A 16,603-nucleotide genomic window follows, 5' to 3' on the forward strand; every position below is an offset into this window, starting at 1 on the left:
ATTATTAAATTAAATCAGACTTTTGAAGAAGACGTTTAACGATTGCAGCAACCTCAGCTCTGGTCATATCATTTTTAGGAGCAAGCACATTGCTGCTTCGTCCCATGATTACGCCTGCCTGTAAGCAATCAGTAATTGCGCTAATCGCCCAGTCAGATGCTTTGCTGGCATCGGTATATGGGTTCAAGAATCCTTCAGTGGATTGATTAGGAAGCTTAGCTTTTAACGCTGTGATTTTCATTGCTTTGGCGATAATTAGCATCGCTTGTTCACGGGTAATTTGTTCATCAGGGCGGAACATGCCGTCTTCAAAACCATTAATTAATTGATAGGCATATGCAGTATTGATCGCACTATTATACCAATCCGTAGTCTTAACATCTGCAAATGGTATTGCCGCTTGATTCAATTCAAGTCCGAGGCCTCGTACAACAATTGCCGCAAACTCTGCACGGGTAATCGCTTGGTCAGGCGTAAATTGGCCATTGCCAGATCCCTCGATGACTAATCTGGAACCCATATCATTCACTGCATCTTTTGCCCAATGATTAGCAACATCGTTAAATTCAAGTGGATGCCAGATAACAGAGTAAGTGCCGGCACTAAGGCTGTTAATTGTAGCAAAATATTTACCATCAATGACTTCCACTTTAGTAGGTACATGGTGCACTGTGCCATCAGCATCAACATATACACCCGTTGTAATCTTGTTCGGGTCCATTCCCTCCGGAATAGCAATGGTACGTTTTACGTACGTATTGAATTGAGATAGTTCAATACTCTTATCTCCGTAAATACCTCTAGCCGTAAAGTTCACCGGTGCCCCGACTAATGAAAATGATCCGTTTTGCGCAGCAGCTCCTAATGCTTTAACTTGATCAGCAGTTGGTGCGCTGATTTCAATCTGTATTTTAATATCTTGTAAAGCTACAGATTTGCCAATCTGCGCGGATAAGGCATCAATATCAATCTGCCCGGCAGGCAGTGTAAATGTCGCATTTCCGGCTTTGATTTCAAGTACTGCTTGATTTCCCTGCATATTTTTAACCATTTGTCCATTTAGTTCGCCAACAATAACATCCGATTTACTAGTGGCAGTGATAGAAACCACAGCACCTTTACCTTCAGCGGCGAGCTTGTCTTCCAGCTTCTTCTGGTCTAAAGCAATAGTAGTTAGCGTTTGATCCTTCCGTTTACCATTGGTCGCGGACCCCACACTTTCCGCTTTACCATTAATTAGAATGGAAGCATCATTTGCCAAAGGTGCCGGCGTTGCTGATGGGGTTGGTTGTGAAGGAACATCAACACTGGATGGAGCGCTCGGGATGACCGCATTGGACGCCACAGAGAATTCGCTGAATCCAGCCTTATTGATGGCCTGTACCGTAAAGGTGTAGCTTGTACCATTCGTCAAACCACTGATCGTAAGCGGACTTCCCGTTCCCGTAACCGTCAATCCTCCTGGAATAGCCGTGACAATATACCCTGTGATCTCACTCCCACCATCGTTAGCTGGTGGCGTAAAGGTGATGATCGCTTGACCATTCTCTGCGCTTGCAGTGATGGATGTTGGAGCACTCGGTGCTGTAATTGGCTTAGCAGGAGCCTTCACAGTAACGGTTGTTGAAGCCTTATAACTGCCATCTTTCGTTGTAACTGTAATGATGGCTGTTCCTTCACCAACTGGTGTTACTACTCCATCCACAACCTTAGCTATCGTTTCATCACTAGAGCTCCAGATCACGTCTGGATCCGTTGCGTTTGAAGGCTCAATTGTTGCTTTTAGTGTTCCACTAGCTTCACCAGCTGTTAAATCGAGCGTCTCCTGATCTAACCTCACCCCAGTCACATTCACAACTGGTGGAATGGGTTCACTTACATGTACTGTTGTTGAAGCTGTAAAACTTCCATCTTTGGTCGTTACTGTGATGATTGCTGTGCCCACACCAACTGGAGTGACTACTCCGTAAACAACCTTGGCTACTGTCTCATCACTAGAGCTCCAGATGACACCCTTATTCGTTGCATCGGCAGGTGCCACTGTCGCTTGTAGCGTTTCATCGCCTTCTCCAACTGTTAAATTAAGTGTGGTCTGGTCTAACGTTACTCCCGTTACGATAACGATAGGCGGTTTAGGGGCTGCCACATTAACGGTCGTTTTAGCCGTAAAGCTACCATCTTTAGTCGTCACGGTGATCGTTGCTGTTCCTTTACCCACCGGAATGACAACACCGTTCACTACGGTTGCGACAGTTTCATCACTAGAGTTCCAGAACACATCTGTGTCCGTCGCATTTGCAGGTTCTATTGTCGCCTTCAGTAAGGCATCCGCTTCACCAGCAGTTAAGTCTAGCGTTTCCTGATCAAGCTTCACTCCAGTTACGTTCACAACTGGTGGGATTGGAGCACTCACAGTAACTACGGATGTAGCCGTATAACTTCCATCCATAGAGGTTGCTGTGATCGTTGCTGTTCCAATACCTACCGGTGTCACCACACCGTTCACAACGGTCGCAACCGTTTCATCACTGGAGCTCCAAATTACTGTTTTGTTCGTGGCATTAGCAGGTGCGATGACAGCTTTCAATGTATCTCCCGCTTCTCCCTCTGTTAACTGGAGTGTTGTCTTATTCAAGGTCAATCCGGTTACGATGACATCCCCCACATCGTTTACCGTCAAGTTAAAGGTGTAAGTGTTGCTTAATTTCCCATCATCTACTTTGACAGAAATCACACTGGTACCGAAAGCATTTACCGCCGGTGTAATTTCTAACGTTCGTTGCTCACCACTTCCACTTACCTTCAGGCCACTATTCGGAATTAAAAGAGTATTTGAGGAGGTAGCGGATACTTGTAGGTCATCTCCATCTACATCAATGACCTTAAAAGATCGTGATACCGACTTATTTTTGTCCGTTGTAGTATTTCCCATGAAGCCAGTGTCTTGCTTCCAGCTTGCTCCCGTAATTGTTCCGTTCTTACCTGCAGTGACCAGTGTATTATAAGCAACATTACCATCATTACTATTCGCTAATTTATAGTTTAAAGCCAGATTAGGCTCCGTCCCTTTCAAATCGACGTTCATTTCGCGCACAATGTCACTCTGAGTTTTGGCTTTACTCCAGAACCTAACATCTCTCATTCCACCGTTATAGTCTCCGTCCTGTCTCCAAGTGCTTTTACCAAGCCAATTGTTCGGACGCGCAACGTTACCAACCGTGCTTAAATCCATAGGTCCTTCTGCTTTAAGAACGCCATCCCAATAAATACGTCCCTTTTTCTGAGTGTGATCATAAACAATCGCGACATGAACCCACTTGGAAATCGGAAAATCTTCAGCGACATTAATGTCTCCTTTATTGGTGTACGCGGTGAAGTTCATTTTTTTTCCGTTAAAGCCTACAAAAATATTGTGGTCTGCCTCACCGATTGAAGATTCGAAAAATCTCATCCATGTATTAAAACCATTGACCTTCAAAAATCCTTCAACTGTAAAAGAGTTCCCATAAATACGTTGATCCGGGAACGACACATAATCCCCGCTACCGTCAAAACTAAGATAGTCCCCACCATTCAGTTCTGTCAGATAAGGTGCATCGTTCACTGGGTTTACAGTAATTGTGGCAGTGCCTAAATCTGGATTGAATGCGGCAGAAACTGTGGTATTCGCATTTTTTTGATAATTTTGATAACCGGCTACTGTAGTATCCCATAGCTTAAAGCGAATGGAAGCTTGTCCGTTCCAATCTTTCCCTGGGACAAAACGTATTTTCTCCGATTTCAGCAGCAGAAAAGCTTTAGTGTCCGACACCGGCTCGATATTATACCAGATATTTCCTTGTGTGTTGTAATATTGCCAGGCCCCATTGGTATTATCAAAAGATACCACAGCAATCCCTGTTGTCGCTGGATCGGTTACCTTTGCTGCCAAAAGACTTGACACAACAACGCCCGCGTTGGAAGTATCATCTTCATTAATGGACGGTATCACTACTGGGCTATTCTCGAGCCAACCAAAGCTCGATTTTGCACTCATGATTTGAGGATGGATCGGCCCCACACCTTGCACCACAAGTCCAGTGGCTAACGAAATACTAATGCCTATTTTCATAAATGATGGCTTCAAACTCTTTTTCCCCCTCTAGCTTAAATCATGTCATCATTTCGACAATAATCGAGAGTATTATACAAAATTATGATAAACGAAAAATAAACAAAAAAAGAACCCTCGAAATCTAATCGATTCGTCGGTTCTCTTTTTCTTATACTAATTCATCATCTTCTTAATCAACGCTTTGAGCTTAGGATCAGGTGAAGTTCCAAGCTCCTGTTGAAGGGTCTCTTCCAATTGCCCATATCGCCGATAGGCTTCATTCATTCGCCCTAGTTCAATATATAAATGGATGATTTCCTGATGGATATCTTCCCTCAAGGGGTCCAATTTCAATATTCTCTCAAAGTAGTGCAGAGATGGTTGAGGTTCGTTCTGCTCCATGTGAAATCTACCAGCCAGTTCCAGCAGTCCAATAAAATCCTGTTCAAGACGGAGTGTCTTCCCACTGGCCCAATCGTATGATTTTCCTTTGAGAAAGGTTCCCGTATACAATGTTTCCACTAGATTGAACCATGCTGAATTTCTTTTCAAGACATGTCTAATTTGCTTCAACAATCGCTCAAATTCATACAAATCACAATAAACACTGCGTTCATCTATACTAATTTCATTTCTACTCGCCTTTATTACACTAGGACCGATTGCTTTTCGAATATAATATAAGGTAGAGTTCAGATTTTTGAGCGCTTTTTCAGGTTCCAGCCCGCTCCATAAGGTGTCGATAATTTCTTCACGGCTAACGGTTCCTTTACTAACCAAAAAAGCAAACAACTCTTCGGTTTTTGGACTTCTCAACTTAATGGGCTCTCTGTCTTGCGTCCGGCGGTATATCTTTAGTCCATTAAATAAAAGCACTTCCATAACAGGCTGAACCGTCACTCCTCGATTTATTTTTTTGATCTTATCCAGAGTTTTAGTTAATCGCTGAGCAGTTACAGGCTTCAACAGATAATCGACAGCACTCAGTTCGAAGGCTTGCAGTGCGTACTCGTCATACCCTGTAACAAAAACCACATCAATCGATTCATCTAGTTCATGTAAAAAGGCAGAAAGCTTCATTCCATTCGTGTCAGGCATAGAAATGTCCAAAAATGCAACATCAATCGAATTTCCCTTTACAAATTCATAGGCTTCTGTCGGATCCAGAAAAGTACTGTATACTTCAATCTCACCACTCTGAGACAATATTCTTTTTAACCGCTTAATTGATAGTTCTTCATCATCTACGATAATAGCTCGAAGCATGTGTCAACCTCCTACCCGCTTGCTATGCTGTTTGGGGATGTCAAAAGAAACCCGTGTACCTTTTCCTTCAACACTTTCAATACATACACTTTTTCCATAAAGAAGTTTGATGCGCTGACTGATATTCCACAGCCCTACGCCTCTTTTATCTACATCTGATCGCATAATCTCCTTCAGCTTGTGTTCGCTCATTCCACATCCATCATCTTCTACAACAAAGCTGACCACAGCAAGATCCGACGACTCTTTCACAGCTATAGTGACCTTTCCTCCGCGTAAATTGGACATCAGTCCATGTCTTATAGCATTTTCCACTAATGGTTGTAAGATCAGTGGAGGAATCCGGCTATCTGAATTTGCGGTTATATCATATTGGACTTGTAATCTCGAACCAAAGCGCACTTTTTCAATATTAACGTAAGCTTTAACCAGTTCTAGCTCGCTCTCCAGGGTCGTTAACGAATCCAACTGTTTGAAATCAAAGCTACTTCTCAAATACTGTGATAGCTCCAGTGTTAATTCCTCTGCCTGCTCAGGTTCTTCCACACATAATGCAGCAATTGAATTCAGGGCATTATACAAGAAATGAGGTTTAATCTGAGAACGTAAAAAGGCGATTTCGGCATCTTTTGCCATTTTCACGGAAGCTCTCAATCGGGTCAGACTTTTCACTCGTGCCATTAGCTCCTCCGCTTCAAACGGTTTCCCCACATAATCATTTGCCCCTTTGTCCATGGACAATTTCATATCGGTAAGTCTGTTTTTCGCCGTTAACATTAATACAGGGAGCTCAAAGGCAGTGAACCTTTCTCTGATCTTTTGCAGCACCTCATAGCCAGAAATATCAGGCATTGTAATGTCCAGAACAACCAGGAAAAAGTCTGAATTCTTCGATAGCTCATCGAGTGCCAGCTGCCCGCGGTTCACGACAACAATGGGATATCCCTCTAGCTTGAACAAGTTGATCATCGATTGAAGGTTAGCAAAATCATCGTCCACGACCAAGATCGGTTCATTGATTTTACCTTTAATATATACGGGGTACTCCTGACGAGGGAAGACAACCTCTCTATAAGGAAGTGTCTTTTCAACCATTGGACCCGTGATTTGATTAGATAACTTCTCCCAGCGTGGAAGGGTAAAAATAAAAACCGAACCTTTACCTATATTAGATTCCACTCTAATGTTCCCACCATGTAACTCCACTAACTTTTTGGTAATGCTGAGTCCAAGACCTGTTCCACCATGACTATGGATTTCAGCTTCGTCCACCTGCTCATAGGCCATAAAAATACGTTTTTGCATATCCGGTGCAATTCCAATTCCCATATCTGCTACACGAACTTCAACCCATTCATGCATAGCTCTTGCACTAATATGTATTTCACCTTGCTCCGTAAATTTAATCGCATTATCTACCAAGTTGTGCAAAATCTGAATCAGCCGATTGCCATCCGCATGCACCGTAGGGAAATCTGGAGCAACACTGTTTATGAGCAGGATCGACTTTTCTCCGAGCAGGAACGAATGAATACCGATGACAGAATCAACTACAGCTTTCAGATCTAACGTGCTTTTATATAATGTGATATCTCCATGCTTCATTTTAGAATAATCGAGCAATTCGTTTACCATATAAGTTAATCTTCTGCCACTTCCCAAAACGATCGCTAGATTCTGCGCTTGCCTGTCGGTAACTGGACCTTCAACCCCATTAAGAAGTGTAGCGGTAATATTCACTATGGCATTCAATGGTGTTTTCAGCTCATGAGAGGTGTTGGAGAGAAACTCATCTTTAATTTTGTCCAATCCAATTAGCTGGTTTTTCATTTCGTCTATCGTATGATAAGCCTCGAAAAAACGGAGAACAATTAGTACGATCATAATGATATTAAAAGCAACAATGTAGAACTGTCCAAGCCAAAGATTCTCTTTCATCGAAAGCGCAAACAGAATAATGTCTATGGAGTACAGATTAATAGCAAGAATCGCCAAGAACAGCAGCAACGATTTGATCCGATTTACTTCTGCGCTTCTAATATACAAGAGAGCCACTCTAAACAACATCCAAATTAACATCAATTCATATACAAAAATCACATACGAAGAGAAGACCGTATAAGTACGAATAGGCAGAATCACTACCAGAATTATAAAGCTGCCTAGTATAATCGTTACGGCTTGCGCAAGTTTTAAAGAGATTATGCTTTTCTGCATTTGGTAGAAAAATATAGCCAGAACAATAAAACCCGATATGGAGGTAATATCTTTCACTTTGTATAAGACAATAAACGAAAGGTTTGGGAAAAACAGTAACAGCGAACGTTCTCCAATCAATCCATGATAAATCGCGAGCACCAAACAAATAATAGCAAACACTAATAAGGAGTAGTCCTTCTTACGGTATAACGCAGCCGCTACAAAGCAGATAACAAAAATAAGGGATAACGTTCCCAAAATTGCAACTGTGCTAAATTCACGAGCCATACTCTTCTGCTGGTTCTCCATCATCGCGGCTTCTTCGCCAAAAGTCAGAGATACGGGAATGCCTGCATTTACATATTCATAATTAGACACTTGAATGATGATCTCAACATCACCCTTTTCAGATGAAAACAGCCCAACCTGCGGAATATTCCCCGACTTGTAATCGGCTGTACTCATAGCTGGCTTTCCATCCTCAATCAGTAGATGTCCATTCGCATATATCGCACTTGAAAAGCGGATGTTCGTTTTTTTTATGGCAAATACACCGTTTACAGGTACATTTTTCAGCACCATCCGATAAGTAGCAGAACCAAATTTAGGTAATGGTTCCCCATCAATCACTTTGCCATTCCACTGTGAAGGGACCTCCATCCATGCTGAAGGAACTGGTTTTTCTGTGTTTGCTCCTATAAAATGCTCAGGCGTTAGCAACTGGTTCCAATAAAATTCCCACTCACCATCTAGTTTGATAATCTCTTGTTCTTGGTAATCCCACGTTGAAAGATCCATACTACCCTTCTGAACTTGCAGGTGATTCGCATGCCGATCGTTGTCTATAAAAACGGATAGCGGTATTGTTGCTATCGAGATGAAAGCGATTAAATAAATAAGTAACGTCCTTTTGAGCATCGTAGGCCCCTTTTCTATGGAGAAGTAAAGCTGCAGCAAACGCTTGGGGCATCGTGCACACTTGGAATAAATAGAATAGATAACGATAGATAATTCTATAAAATTTTCTATTTTCCTTCATGTTTCGACAAAATAATGGAATGGCGATTATCCACTCCCTGACCATGTCAGAGAAAAGGCCGCACTCTTTAGTAGAATGGTGTTAGAATTTCCTTCACCCTATTGATTTGTTTTTTTTAACAAGTAACAGATTATCGGATTTTTTCGATAGAAGAAACACGGCGATATCAAATAAGGGTGACTTTAACATACCCTCCGTATTCGTATTTTTTAAAAAGAGAAACGGCGGCTTTGATTGTTATTCAAAACCGCCGTTAGGCTATCTTTATTTTGTTTAGGCGAATAGTTTAGGCGAATAGTTAAGCTGAATAAATAATTATCAGTAAGCATTTCACCATTTTACCGTCGCGAATTTGCCAATAGACCGTAACCGTTTCAGTTCTGTTTCTTCAAAGCATAAGCCTTTCTGTTTATTGTCGTCTGCGTCAATAAAGGGAACTTGAATTTTACCATGCTCCAAGTCAATATGAATAACCTCTACCGCCGTCAAAGCAATAGGATTTGGGCGCATCGGCGACCTTGTGGCAAAGATACCCATAGTTTCAGGTGCGCCTTTGTATGGAGGTAGATAATTCTTGCCATAATTCTCCCTCTGCATAGTAATTCGGAATTATTTTACGCAAGGATACAACCGCATAACTGGGTATGGCTTTTATCGAAATATTATAGTACATTTCTTTCTTTTGCCCTAATATTTCTATTTTTGCCAATTCAATTTTCCTTAACTTTTCTTGTTCATCTTGAATAACTTTTTCTATTTCAGCGTATTTGTTATCAAGTTGCTTTATAAATGATATATCATTATTTTTATCAAGAGCTATTGCAATTTCCGAAACATTAAATCCACTATCTCTAAGATATACTATTCTGTTAAGAATGGGTATTTGTTCAATTGAATACATACGGTACCCTGTCCATTTATCAATTTCTTGTGGTTTCAAAAGACCTGCTTCATCATAGTATCGAAGCATACGAATTGATACTTGGGTTAGCTTTGAAAACTCACCTATTCTAAACATTTTATCACCACCTTATCACTTGAAATTATAAATATTATTTTTTTAACTTCAAGTCGTATCATGTGAAAGCCGAAATAATAATAATAAAACTGTAAAGCAGTTGAAAATCAAAAATTCTCTCCAAACACTTTGTCCAACACTTCCGACTCATAAGACACAGCTACTACAAAAAAAGACTATCCCTTCACGTACAGACCACCAACTTGAAGCTGTCCCCGTCTGCACCACTTTGATTTACCTCGCGTTCTGAGCTGCAAAGGTTGCTGTTACAACTGGACCAGTTGCCGTTACCACTTGCCACAGCGTTACCCCAATTCGTTCCGTCATTCGAGACGTACACCTCATAGCCCCGTGCATCATCCAGATCGCTACCTGTTGAATCCATGACGATCTGGTTAATGCTCTTCACCGCCTTCATGTCCACGTTAAACGATTGCACGGGTACCATCGCCGCTCCGGTACTCCAGCGTGTAGCCATCGCTTCCGCCAGGCGAATTCCGTTCTTGCTCCTCCAGCTCGGTTGATTTGGAACATCACCAGGAATTTCCGACTGATAGAAATATACTCGACCACCATTACCATTCCATAATGTCTGGTTTTCATTATGGTGTTCGTTAAACAAAACATAGATCGTCACATTGTTACCATCTACAACAAGACCGTTCTTAGAGATATTAGACGTCCAGCCGGTACCCACACCATGATCCGCACGCCAGATCCAGAGCTGATCAGCAATAACATCATTACTATTGATCTTTAGACTGATATCATTATTTCCTGAGAATGCCCCTCCTGTTCTAAAAGTCAGATCGTGAAGTGATGTTGGATTTGCAGCATGATTCAACGCGCTACAGCTAGCTCCAACTTCCAACAGAGAAAGTAAATTTACTGGACCTGCAAAAAGTAAGACCTGCGATCTTCACTCCGCTACATCACTGATTGTCATGTTTGGCTATTGACTTTACCCTTAGGGGAAGGTGCATAGTGGAATTGAACAAACCAACGAAATTCAAAGTTTATATATCATTTAATATCGAAGAAATGGAGATGAGATTGTTGCTTTCTATAGGAGAATTCTCGAAGATATGCGAGGTGTCAACCAAAACGCTGCGGTATTATGATGAAATCGGATTAATTCATCCCGATGAGATTAATCCTGAGAACGGTTATAGGTATTATTCCATCAAACAACTATCAAAAATGCTCTTTATCAACCGTTTGAAATCTTATCAATTCTCTCTGGAAGAAATCAAAGCTATTCTGGAATGGGAGCAGGATCAGTTTGAAGAGAAACTTAGTGCAGTCCTTCATCTCAAAAAAAGAGAAATACAAGAGAAACTACGAACTTACGAATATACGTTAAAGCAAATTAATAGTGATGTTCTAAATTTAGAGAATGGAATATCTATGATGTCCTACCTAAATAAGATAGAAGTGCAACTTGTTGAAACCAAACCAATGCATATTCTTTTCACGCGTCAAATGTTGAGCAGTGATGATTATGCACTCGGATATGGTAACTATTTTAGCAAGCTGTATGAAACCATTGCCACTGAAAGGCTGACCTTGCTGGGCACGCCAATAACCATTTATCACAGTGAGGAATATAATCCTGCCGGGAATGATACAGAGTTTGCCCTACCTATTAAGGAGAATATAAAAGGAACGAGAGAATTATCTGAGGAACTATGTGCGAGGTCGGTTTATAAAGGCCCTTATTCAGAATTGACATCGGTCTATGCGAAGCTCACAGAATGGATAGAAAATGAAGGTTATGAAATGGTGAACTCACCCTATGAAAAATATATAACAGACCCCTCGCAAACTACTGATCCTGAGGATCTTGTTACTGAGGTGTATTTTCCAGTTAAGAAAAGATCGTAGCCGCACTCATCATCACATAAAAATTTGATTAAAGGAGTTATCGATATGCACAAAAACTACCGGCCTACAAAAGACTGGCAAATTTCAGATCCGGCTAGCTTAAAAATGGATACTGAACAACTTTCAGAACTAGAAGCTAAGATTAAATCCGACTATAGTAATATAAACGGAATTGTAGTGGTGAGCAATGGATATATTGCCTATGAACAATACTTCAATGGCTATGGCCCGGATGATCTGCATCATGTGGCTTCTGTAACGAAAAGCATCTTATCCGCCCTCATTGGTATTGCCATTGATGCCGGATATATCAAGCATGTTGATCAGAAGGTGCTGGATTTTTTCCCTGACTATGTTCCCGACGATGCTGCTTCCCACCCGCAAAAACAAGAAATCACGATACGCCATTTGCTCAACATGACCGCTCCCTATGCTTTTGAAGACTGGCATGAACCACTGGAGCAACTCTGTAAGTCGTCCGACTGGGTCAAATTCACACTTGATATCCTTGGCCACCGAGGGAATGTTGGTGATTTTAAATATTCCACCGCAGGGGCGCACTTACTGTCGGCGATCATCACTCGTTGCACAGGAAAAAGTGCCCGTGAATTTGGTAACGAGCAATTATTCAGTCCGATCGGTATGACGGAAATCCCGGATTATGAGATGAAATCATTTGGATTTGATGATTTATTTGGGGTAAATGTGAAGGGATGGGTAGAAGACCCCAATCGTATCACCACAGGAGGATGGGGACTTACGTTGTCTCCACGCGATATGGCGCGCTTTGGTTTATTATATTTGAACCGCGGAAAATGGGAGAACAATCAGATTATTTCGGAGACATGGATTGAAGAATCAACAGCGATGAACCCTAATCATTACGGTTATTTGTGGTGGCTACGCGAAGAAGATGGGATTTACACTTACTCAGCTTTAGGGGATGGTGGTAATGTCATTTGCTGCATTCCAGAAAAAAAACTTGTCGTAGCTATCGCCTCAGAATTCACACTTCAGCCTCGTGACCGGTGGCCTCTGATTAAGGATTGTATAATTCCGTCTGTAGTAGAGTAAAAAAGTAATGTTAGAAACATGCTGGTTGCCACTTCATTAACATCAAGAAGAGCAACCAGCTGTCTACACTCTAAATCATTTTACTTCAAGGAAAAATAATATCTCCTTCGTTGCTGCTTACATCAAAAAATCCTACTTTGTGTTTTATAGCCAACTCCCGCATCGAAGTGTAAGCTTCGTCAGCTACGGAATACGCGAACGCCGCATAGATGACGGATGTGCCAAGCGAGTAGTCAGTCAACCGGTTATCCGTTCCGGCCTCCTCCATCGCCTCAAAAATCTCATCCTCTACATTCATATTTGGAAATTGCTCGGACAACTCACTATAAAAGCGTTGCAGCGCCTCCGATAAAACTGATGGATCACTATAGGCATGGTCTTCCGACCACTGCACTTGCTGCTCATACCACTTCATAAACGCTGCTCTCTCTTGCGGTGCTTTAGACGTCTCGAACGCCATCAAATCATAGCTCATTTAAAATCCTCCTCTAACCCACCCTAATCGTGCATTTTCAGTTCCTAAAAAGTTTCGGGATTGAAAAAACTTCAATCATTCACTTCAAGTGGTAATTTAATGAAATGGCAATTGTCTTGATTATATATTAAAAATCATCAGATCAATACTATAGAATCACGATACTTATTCACCCATTAAATATCATGTGAACTCTGGTATATCTACAAAAGTAACCACTGGCTCCAATACGCCATGCAATTCAAACAAGATTAGTTCGTTCCCACCTTGACGCAGAAGCGGTGCCGGTATGTAAAGCGTTTTTGTCGGACCCTTCTCCCAGTAGCGACCTAAATTAAAGCCGTTTATAAAAGCTTGACCTTTACTCCATCCGTCCAGCCGCAAAAAAGTATCCTCAGGCTTACTAACTTGAAAACACCCCCGATAGAAAGTGGGCTGCTGACGTTCTTCGCAATCTATCGAAGTGAATGATAATCCTTTAAGATCGGTTAATGGCAAGGAACGAATGGTCCAATCATGCAAAAATTGATAGCCGAGTCTAACGCCACAGGTTATGCCTTTCGGATCACGGAGCAGCGGGCCATAATTTACACGCCCCATGTTCTCCACAAGAATGTCGATTTGCAGTCCCTCAATCGGGATCTCTAGTGAAATTCCTCTCGGATCCCAGCGTTCAACTGTACCGACAAAGCCCCCATTCGCGAATACAAGCGCACGATCGCGTACTTCTTGAAGAACGAGCTCCATATGACTACGCGGTCCACTGATCTTCGTTGAATACAAGATAAATCCATAATGCTGACCCAGTTTCTCCATGGGCTCGGGACATGCTCTACTTTCTGGGTGAGACAAAACGTCTACCTGAGTGAACAGTGGTGCTGCTTCTGTCATCAACACTTTACCATAAGCTTGTGACTTTATTAACGGCGGTAATTCCAGTGGCGGCAACGTCACGTATTTCTCAATTATTTTTCGAGCTACGTAGAATTTTGCTGTTGGCTTACCAGATTCGTCCAGCAGTGTATCATAATCGTAGCTGGTTACGATGGGCTCATATTTGTCAAAAAGATTTGCCCCATTCATAAATCCAAAATTCGTCCCCCCATGAAACATGTAGAAGTTAACAGAGGCTCCTAGAGCCAGTATTTCATCCAAAGTCTCCGCTACTTCTGATTCGGGGCGGGTATTATGCGGTTTCATCCAGTGGTCAAACCATCCATTCCAGAATTCCATGCACATCAACGGCCCCGTAGGCTGATATTCACGTAATTTAGCAAAGGCTTCCTTTGCCCGTGAACCGAAATTTACTGTGGCGAACACTCCGTCGATCATACCGCCTTGGAGCATATGATCTTCAGCTCCATCTGAGGTAAATAGCAGAACATCCATGCCGCGGGCGATCATTCCTTCTCTCAGATACTTCAGGTAAGTCTTATCACTTCCAAAGCTTCCATATTCATTCTCTACCTGAAGGGCGAGCACAGGTCCACCTTTAGTACTTAACAAAGGTCGCAATCTTGGAAGTAACACATCGAAGTAGGCATCCACCTTAGATAAATAAACCTTATCATTACAACGCAGTTGGATGTTATCGTCTGCAAGTAACCAAGCTGGCAATCCACCAAATTCCCACTCCGCACAAATATAAGGACTTGGCCGCAAAATCACGTGCAATCCGAGCTCTCCGGCGAGCTTAACGAAAGCCTCGATGTCAGCAAAGCCTGCGAAATTGAAGTCTCCTTCCTCTGGTTCGTGTAAATTCCAAGGAATATAGGTTTCAACAGTATTCAATCCGCAAGCCTTCAGCTTCAGCAAACGATCCTGCCAATATTCCGGAACGATCCGGAAATAATGAAGCGCACCAGAAAGCAACCGGATAGGTTGTTCGTCTAATATAAAATGATCCCCTGATATGGATAACTTCCGCATAAAATTTCTCCTCCAACGTTGAGATAGGTTATCTCATTATAAGGAATAAAAATAGCAACCCATATGGACGATTCTAATGAAATATATGGAGAATTCATTGGTTGCTAGAGGCTTTTGTAATGCTATACACTATATCCATAGGGGGATGGTTACGGATGTCAAAAAGAACTCATATTTGGTTAATTACCACAGATCAAATGCGTGCGGACGCACTAGGTATCGAGAATGCTTCCGTACTGACACCTGAGCTTGACAAGCTTGCTTCGGAAGGCACACTCTTCACTGGAGCTTACTGCGCTAGCCCCGTTTGTACGCCCTCACGTTCCTCCATTTTTACTGGAAGATACCCTCATGTCCATGGTGCTTGGAACATCGGTACCACACTAAAAGAAGACGAACTTACCTTGTGCGATCATTTAAAGAAAGCGGATTATAAAACCATCGGTATAGGAAAGATGCACTTCCGTCCACAAATGAAGGAGGACTTTTCAGAAGAATATGAAGATCCTGCTTATCGAGATCGCGGAAGAGCTTCCGATGGAACGTACTACGGATTTGATGAGCATCATATTACTGAAGACAATTGTATCGGGGAATATATGGAGTGGCTTAGGGAACGCAACCCGGAAGTAGCAGAACGATTCAGTAAAGACCGTTTCAGAGCCTCCGATGCTCAACACGATGTGTGGGAGAGCGAAATTCCACCGGAGCTGCATCAGACTTACTGGATTGCTGAACGGAGTATCGATGCTATCCTCGCCCACAAAACCGAGCAACCGTTATTCTTATGGTCCAGTTTCGTTGATCCGCATCATCCCTTTGACCCTCCAAAAGTTTATACGGATATGTACACGGACATTGACATTCCGTCTCCAACCAGAGAAGCTGACGACGTGCTTCTTCGTCCTCCACATTTGCTGCGTCAGAGTCAGGGAGGATATTGGCCTGGTGGCGGTGAAGAGCATTCTCTTGATGAAGCGCATATGAAACGGCTCACTCGAAATTATTATGCGATGATTACCTTCATTGATGAGCAGATCGGACGTATTATAAAAGCTTGGCGTCAAAAAGAAATGTACGATGATGTTGTCCTCCTCTTTACCAGCGATCATGGAGAACTGCTCGGTGACCATGGACTAATTTACAAGGGGCCGTGGTTTTATGAAGGGTTAACACGAATCCCGATGATCGTACGCGGTCCTGGGATTGCTTCCGGGCAACGGGTGTCTGCTTTGATGGAACATGTTGATATTGTCCCTACCCTGCTTGAAGCCGCAGGTCTCAAATTCCCCTACGGAATTCAAGGCGTGTCACAGATGAAAGTGCTAGCTGGCAGGGAGTCCCATGTACGTAATTCTGCCCTAACCGCTTATATTGCTCATGATCGCGGTATAAACGCTAAGTGTTTGCGCACTACACGTTATAAGCTAGTTATCTTTGCAGGAGAGACCTACGGTGAATTATATGATCTAAAAGAGGATCCTCATGAAAACCACAATCGTTTTGAAGATCCCGATTATAGTAAAATTCGTCATTCGATGGTAGAAATGCTCGTCCATCGAATGATTCAAGATCAGGACCCTTTGCCAGAACGCCGGAGTAGCTGGTAAATCAAAACACCTATTA

11 protein-coding genes are annotated in these 16,603 nt (G+C 42.3%); 3 read left to right on the forward strand and 8 right to left on the reverse strand.

What is annotated here, in order from left to right:
• Positions 1–4 precede the first annotated feature (4 nt).
• The 6 genes from CA598_RS02515 to CA598_RS02540 all read right to left on the reverse strand — a co-directional run bounded on the left by CA598_RS02515 (position 5) and on the right by CA598_RS02540 (position 10,459).
• A complete protein-coding gene (locus CA598_RS02515; protein ID WP_094875219.1) occupies positions 5–4,126 on the reverse strand; it encodes an S-layer homology domain-containing protein in 4,122 nt (1,373 codons plus the stop codon).
• A gap of 141 nt (positions 4,127–4,267) precedes the next feature.
• Positions 4,268–5,359 carry a response regulator gene (locus CA598_RS02520; protein ID WP_094875221.1) on the reverse strand — a complete coding sequence of 364 codons (1,092 nt, stop codon included), beginning with the start codon at positions 5,357–5,359 and terminating at the stop codon, positions 4,268–4,270.
• A gap of 3 nt (positions 5,360–5,362) precedes the next feature.
• Positions 5,363–8,476, reverse strand: coding sequence for a hybrid sensor histidine kinase/response regulator (locus tag CA598_RS02525; RefSeq protein ID WP_094875222.1), 3,114 nt, complete (start codon positions 8,474–8,476; stop codon positions 5,363–5,365).
• A gap of 451 nt (positions 8,477–8,927) precedes the next feature.
• Positions 8,928–9,134: a TrmO family methyltransferase domain-containing protein gene (locus tag CA598_RS02530; protein WP_256990321.1), complete on the reverse strand. Its 207-nt coding sequence runs from the start codon at positions 9,132–9,134 to the stop codon at positions 8,928–8,930.
• Positions 9,135–9,138: 4 nt separating this feature from the next.
• Entirely contained in the window at positions 9,139–9,615 is a 477-nt protein-coding gene (locus tag CA598_RS02535) for a MerR family transcriptional regulator (protein WP_094875225.1), read from the reverse strand.
• A gap of 184 nt (positions 9,616–9,799) precedes the next feature.
• Positions 9,800–10,459, reverse strand: a complete 660-nt coding sequence (locus CA598_RS02540; RefSeq protein WP_256990322.1) for a discoidin domain-containing protein — start codon at positions 10,457–10,459, stop codon at positions 9,800–9,802.
• Positions 10,460–10,671: 212 nt separating this feature from the next.
• Here CA598_RS02540 and CA598_RS02545 point away from each other — a divergent pair, with 212 nt between their 5' ends.
• Complete coding sequence (locus tag CA598_RS02545; RefSeq protein WP_094875276.1) at positions 10,672–11,499, forward strand: MerR family transcriptional regulator; 828 nt, start codon at positions 10,672–10,674, stop codon at positions 11,497–11,499.
• 45 nt (positions 11,500–11,544) lie between these two features.
• A complete protein-coding gene (locus tag CA598_RS02550) occupies positions 11,545–12,573 on the forward strand; it encodes a serine hydrolase domain-containing protein (RefSeq protein ID WP_094875227.1) in 1,029 nt (342 codons plus the stop codon).
• A gap of 85 nt (positions 12,574–12,658) precedes the next feature.
• Here the strand turns inward: CA598_RS02550 and CA598_RS02555 are convergent, their stop codons facing one another.
• Complete coding sequence (locus tag CA598_RS02555) at positions 12,659–13,048, reverse strand: hypothetical protein (RefSeq protein ID WP_094875228.1); 390 nt, start codon at positions 13,046–13,048, stop codon at positions 12,659–12,661.
• A gap of 183 nt (positions 13,049–13,231) precedes the next feature.
• Positions 13,232–14,977: a glycoside hydrolase family 35 protein gene (locus CA598_RS02560; RefSeq protein WP_094875230.1), complete on the reverse strand. Its 1,746-nt coding sequence runs from the start codon at positions 14,975–14,977 to the stop codon at positions 13,232–13,234.
• A gap of 155 nt (positions 14,978–15,132) precedes the next feature.
• Here CA598_RS02560 and CA598_RS02565 point away from each other — a divergent pair, with 155 nt between their 5' ends.
• Positions 15,133–16,587 carry a sulfatase-like hydrolase/transferase gene (locus CA598_RS02565; protein ID WP_094875231.1) on the forward strand — a complete coding sequence of 485 codons (1,455 nt, stop codon included), beginning with the start codon at positions 15,133–15,135 and terminating at the stop codon, positions 16,585–16,587.
• Positions 16,588–16,603: the final 16 nt, after the last annotated feature.

Source organism: Paenibacillus sp. VTT E-133291, from assembly GCF_002264395.1.
GTDB classification, from domain to species: domain Bacteria; phylum Bacillota; class Bacilli; order Paenibacillales; family Paenibacillaceae; genus Paenibacillus_AQ; species Paenibacillus_AQ nitricinens.

What these genes read in the sequence shown, in the direction of transcription:
- CA598_RS02525 (WP_094875222.1), bottom strand. Translation starts at nt 8,476, where the DNA reads ATGCTCAAAAGGACGTTACTTATTTATTTAATCGCTTTCATCTCGATA.
- CA598_RS02565 (WP_094875231.1), top strand. Translation starts at nt 15,133, where the DNA reads ATGTCAAAAAGAACTCATATTTGGTTAATTACCACAGATCAAATGCGT.
- CA598_RS02560 (WP_094875230.1), bottom strand. Translation starts at nt 14,977, where the DNA reads ATGCGGAAGTTATCCATATCAGGGGATCATTTTATATTAGACGAACAA.
- CA598_RS02555 (WP_094875228.1), bottom strand. Translation starts at nt 13,048, where the DNA reads ATGAGCTATGATTTGATGGCGTTCGAGACGTCTAAAGCACCGCAAGAG.
- CA598_RS02550 (WP_094875227.1), top strand. Translation starts at nt 11,545, where the DNA reads ATGCACAAAAACTACCGGCCTACAAAAGACTGGCAAATTTCAGATCCG.
- CA598_RS02530 (WP_256990321.1), bottom strand. Translation starts at nt 9,134, where the DNA reads ATGGGTATCTTTGCCACAAGGTCGCCGATGCGCCCAAATCCTATTGCT.
- CA598_RS02520 (WP_094875221.1), bottom strand. Translation starts at nt 5,359, where the DNA reads ATGCTTCGAGCTATTATCGTAGATGATGAAGAACTATCAATTAAGCGG.
- CA598_RS02535 (WP_094875225.1), bottom strand. Translation starts at nt 9,615, where the DNA reads ATGTTTAGAATAGGTGAGTTTTCAAAGCTAACCCAAGTATCAATTCGT.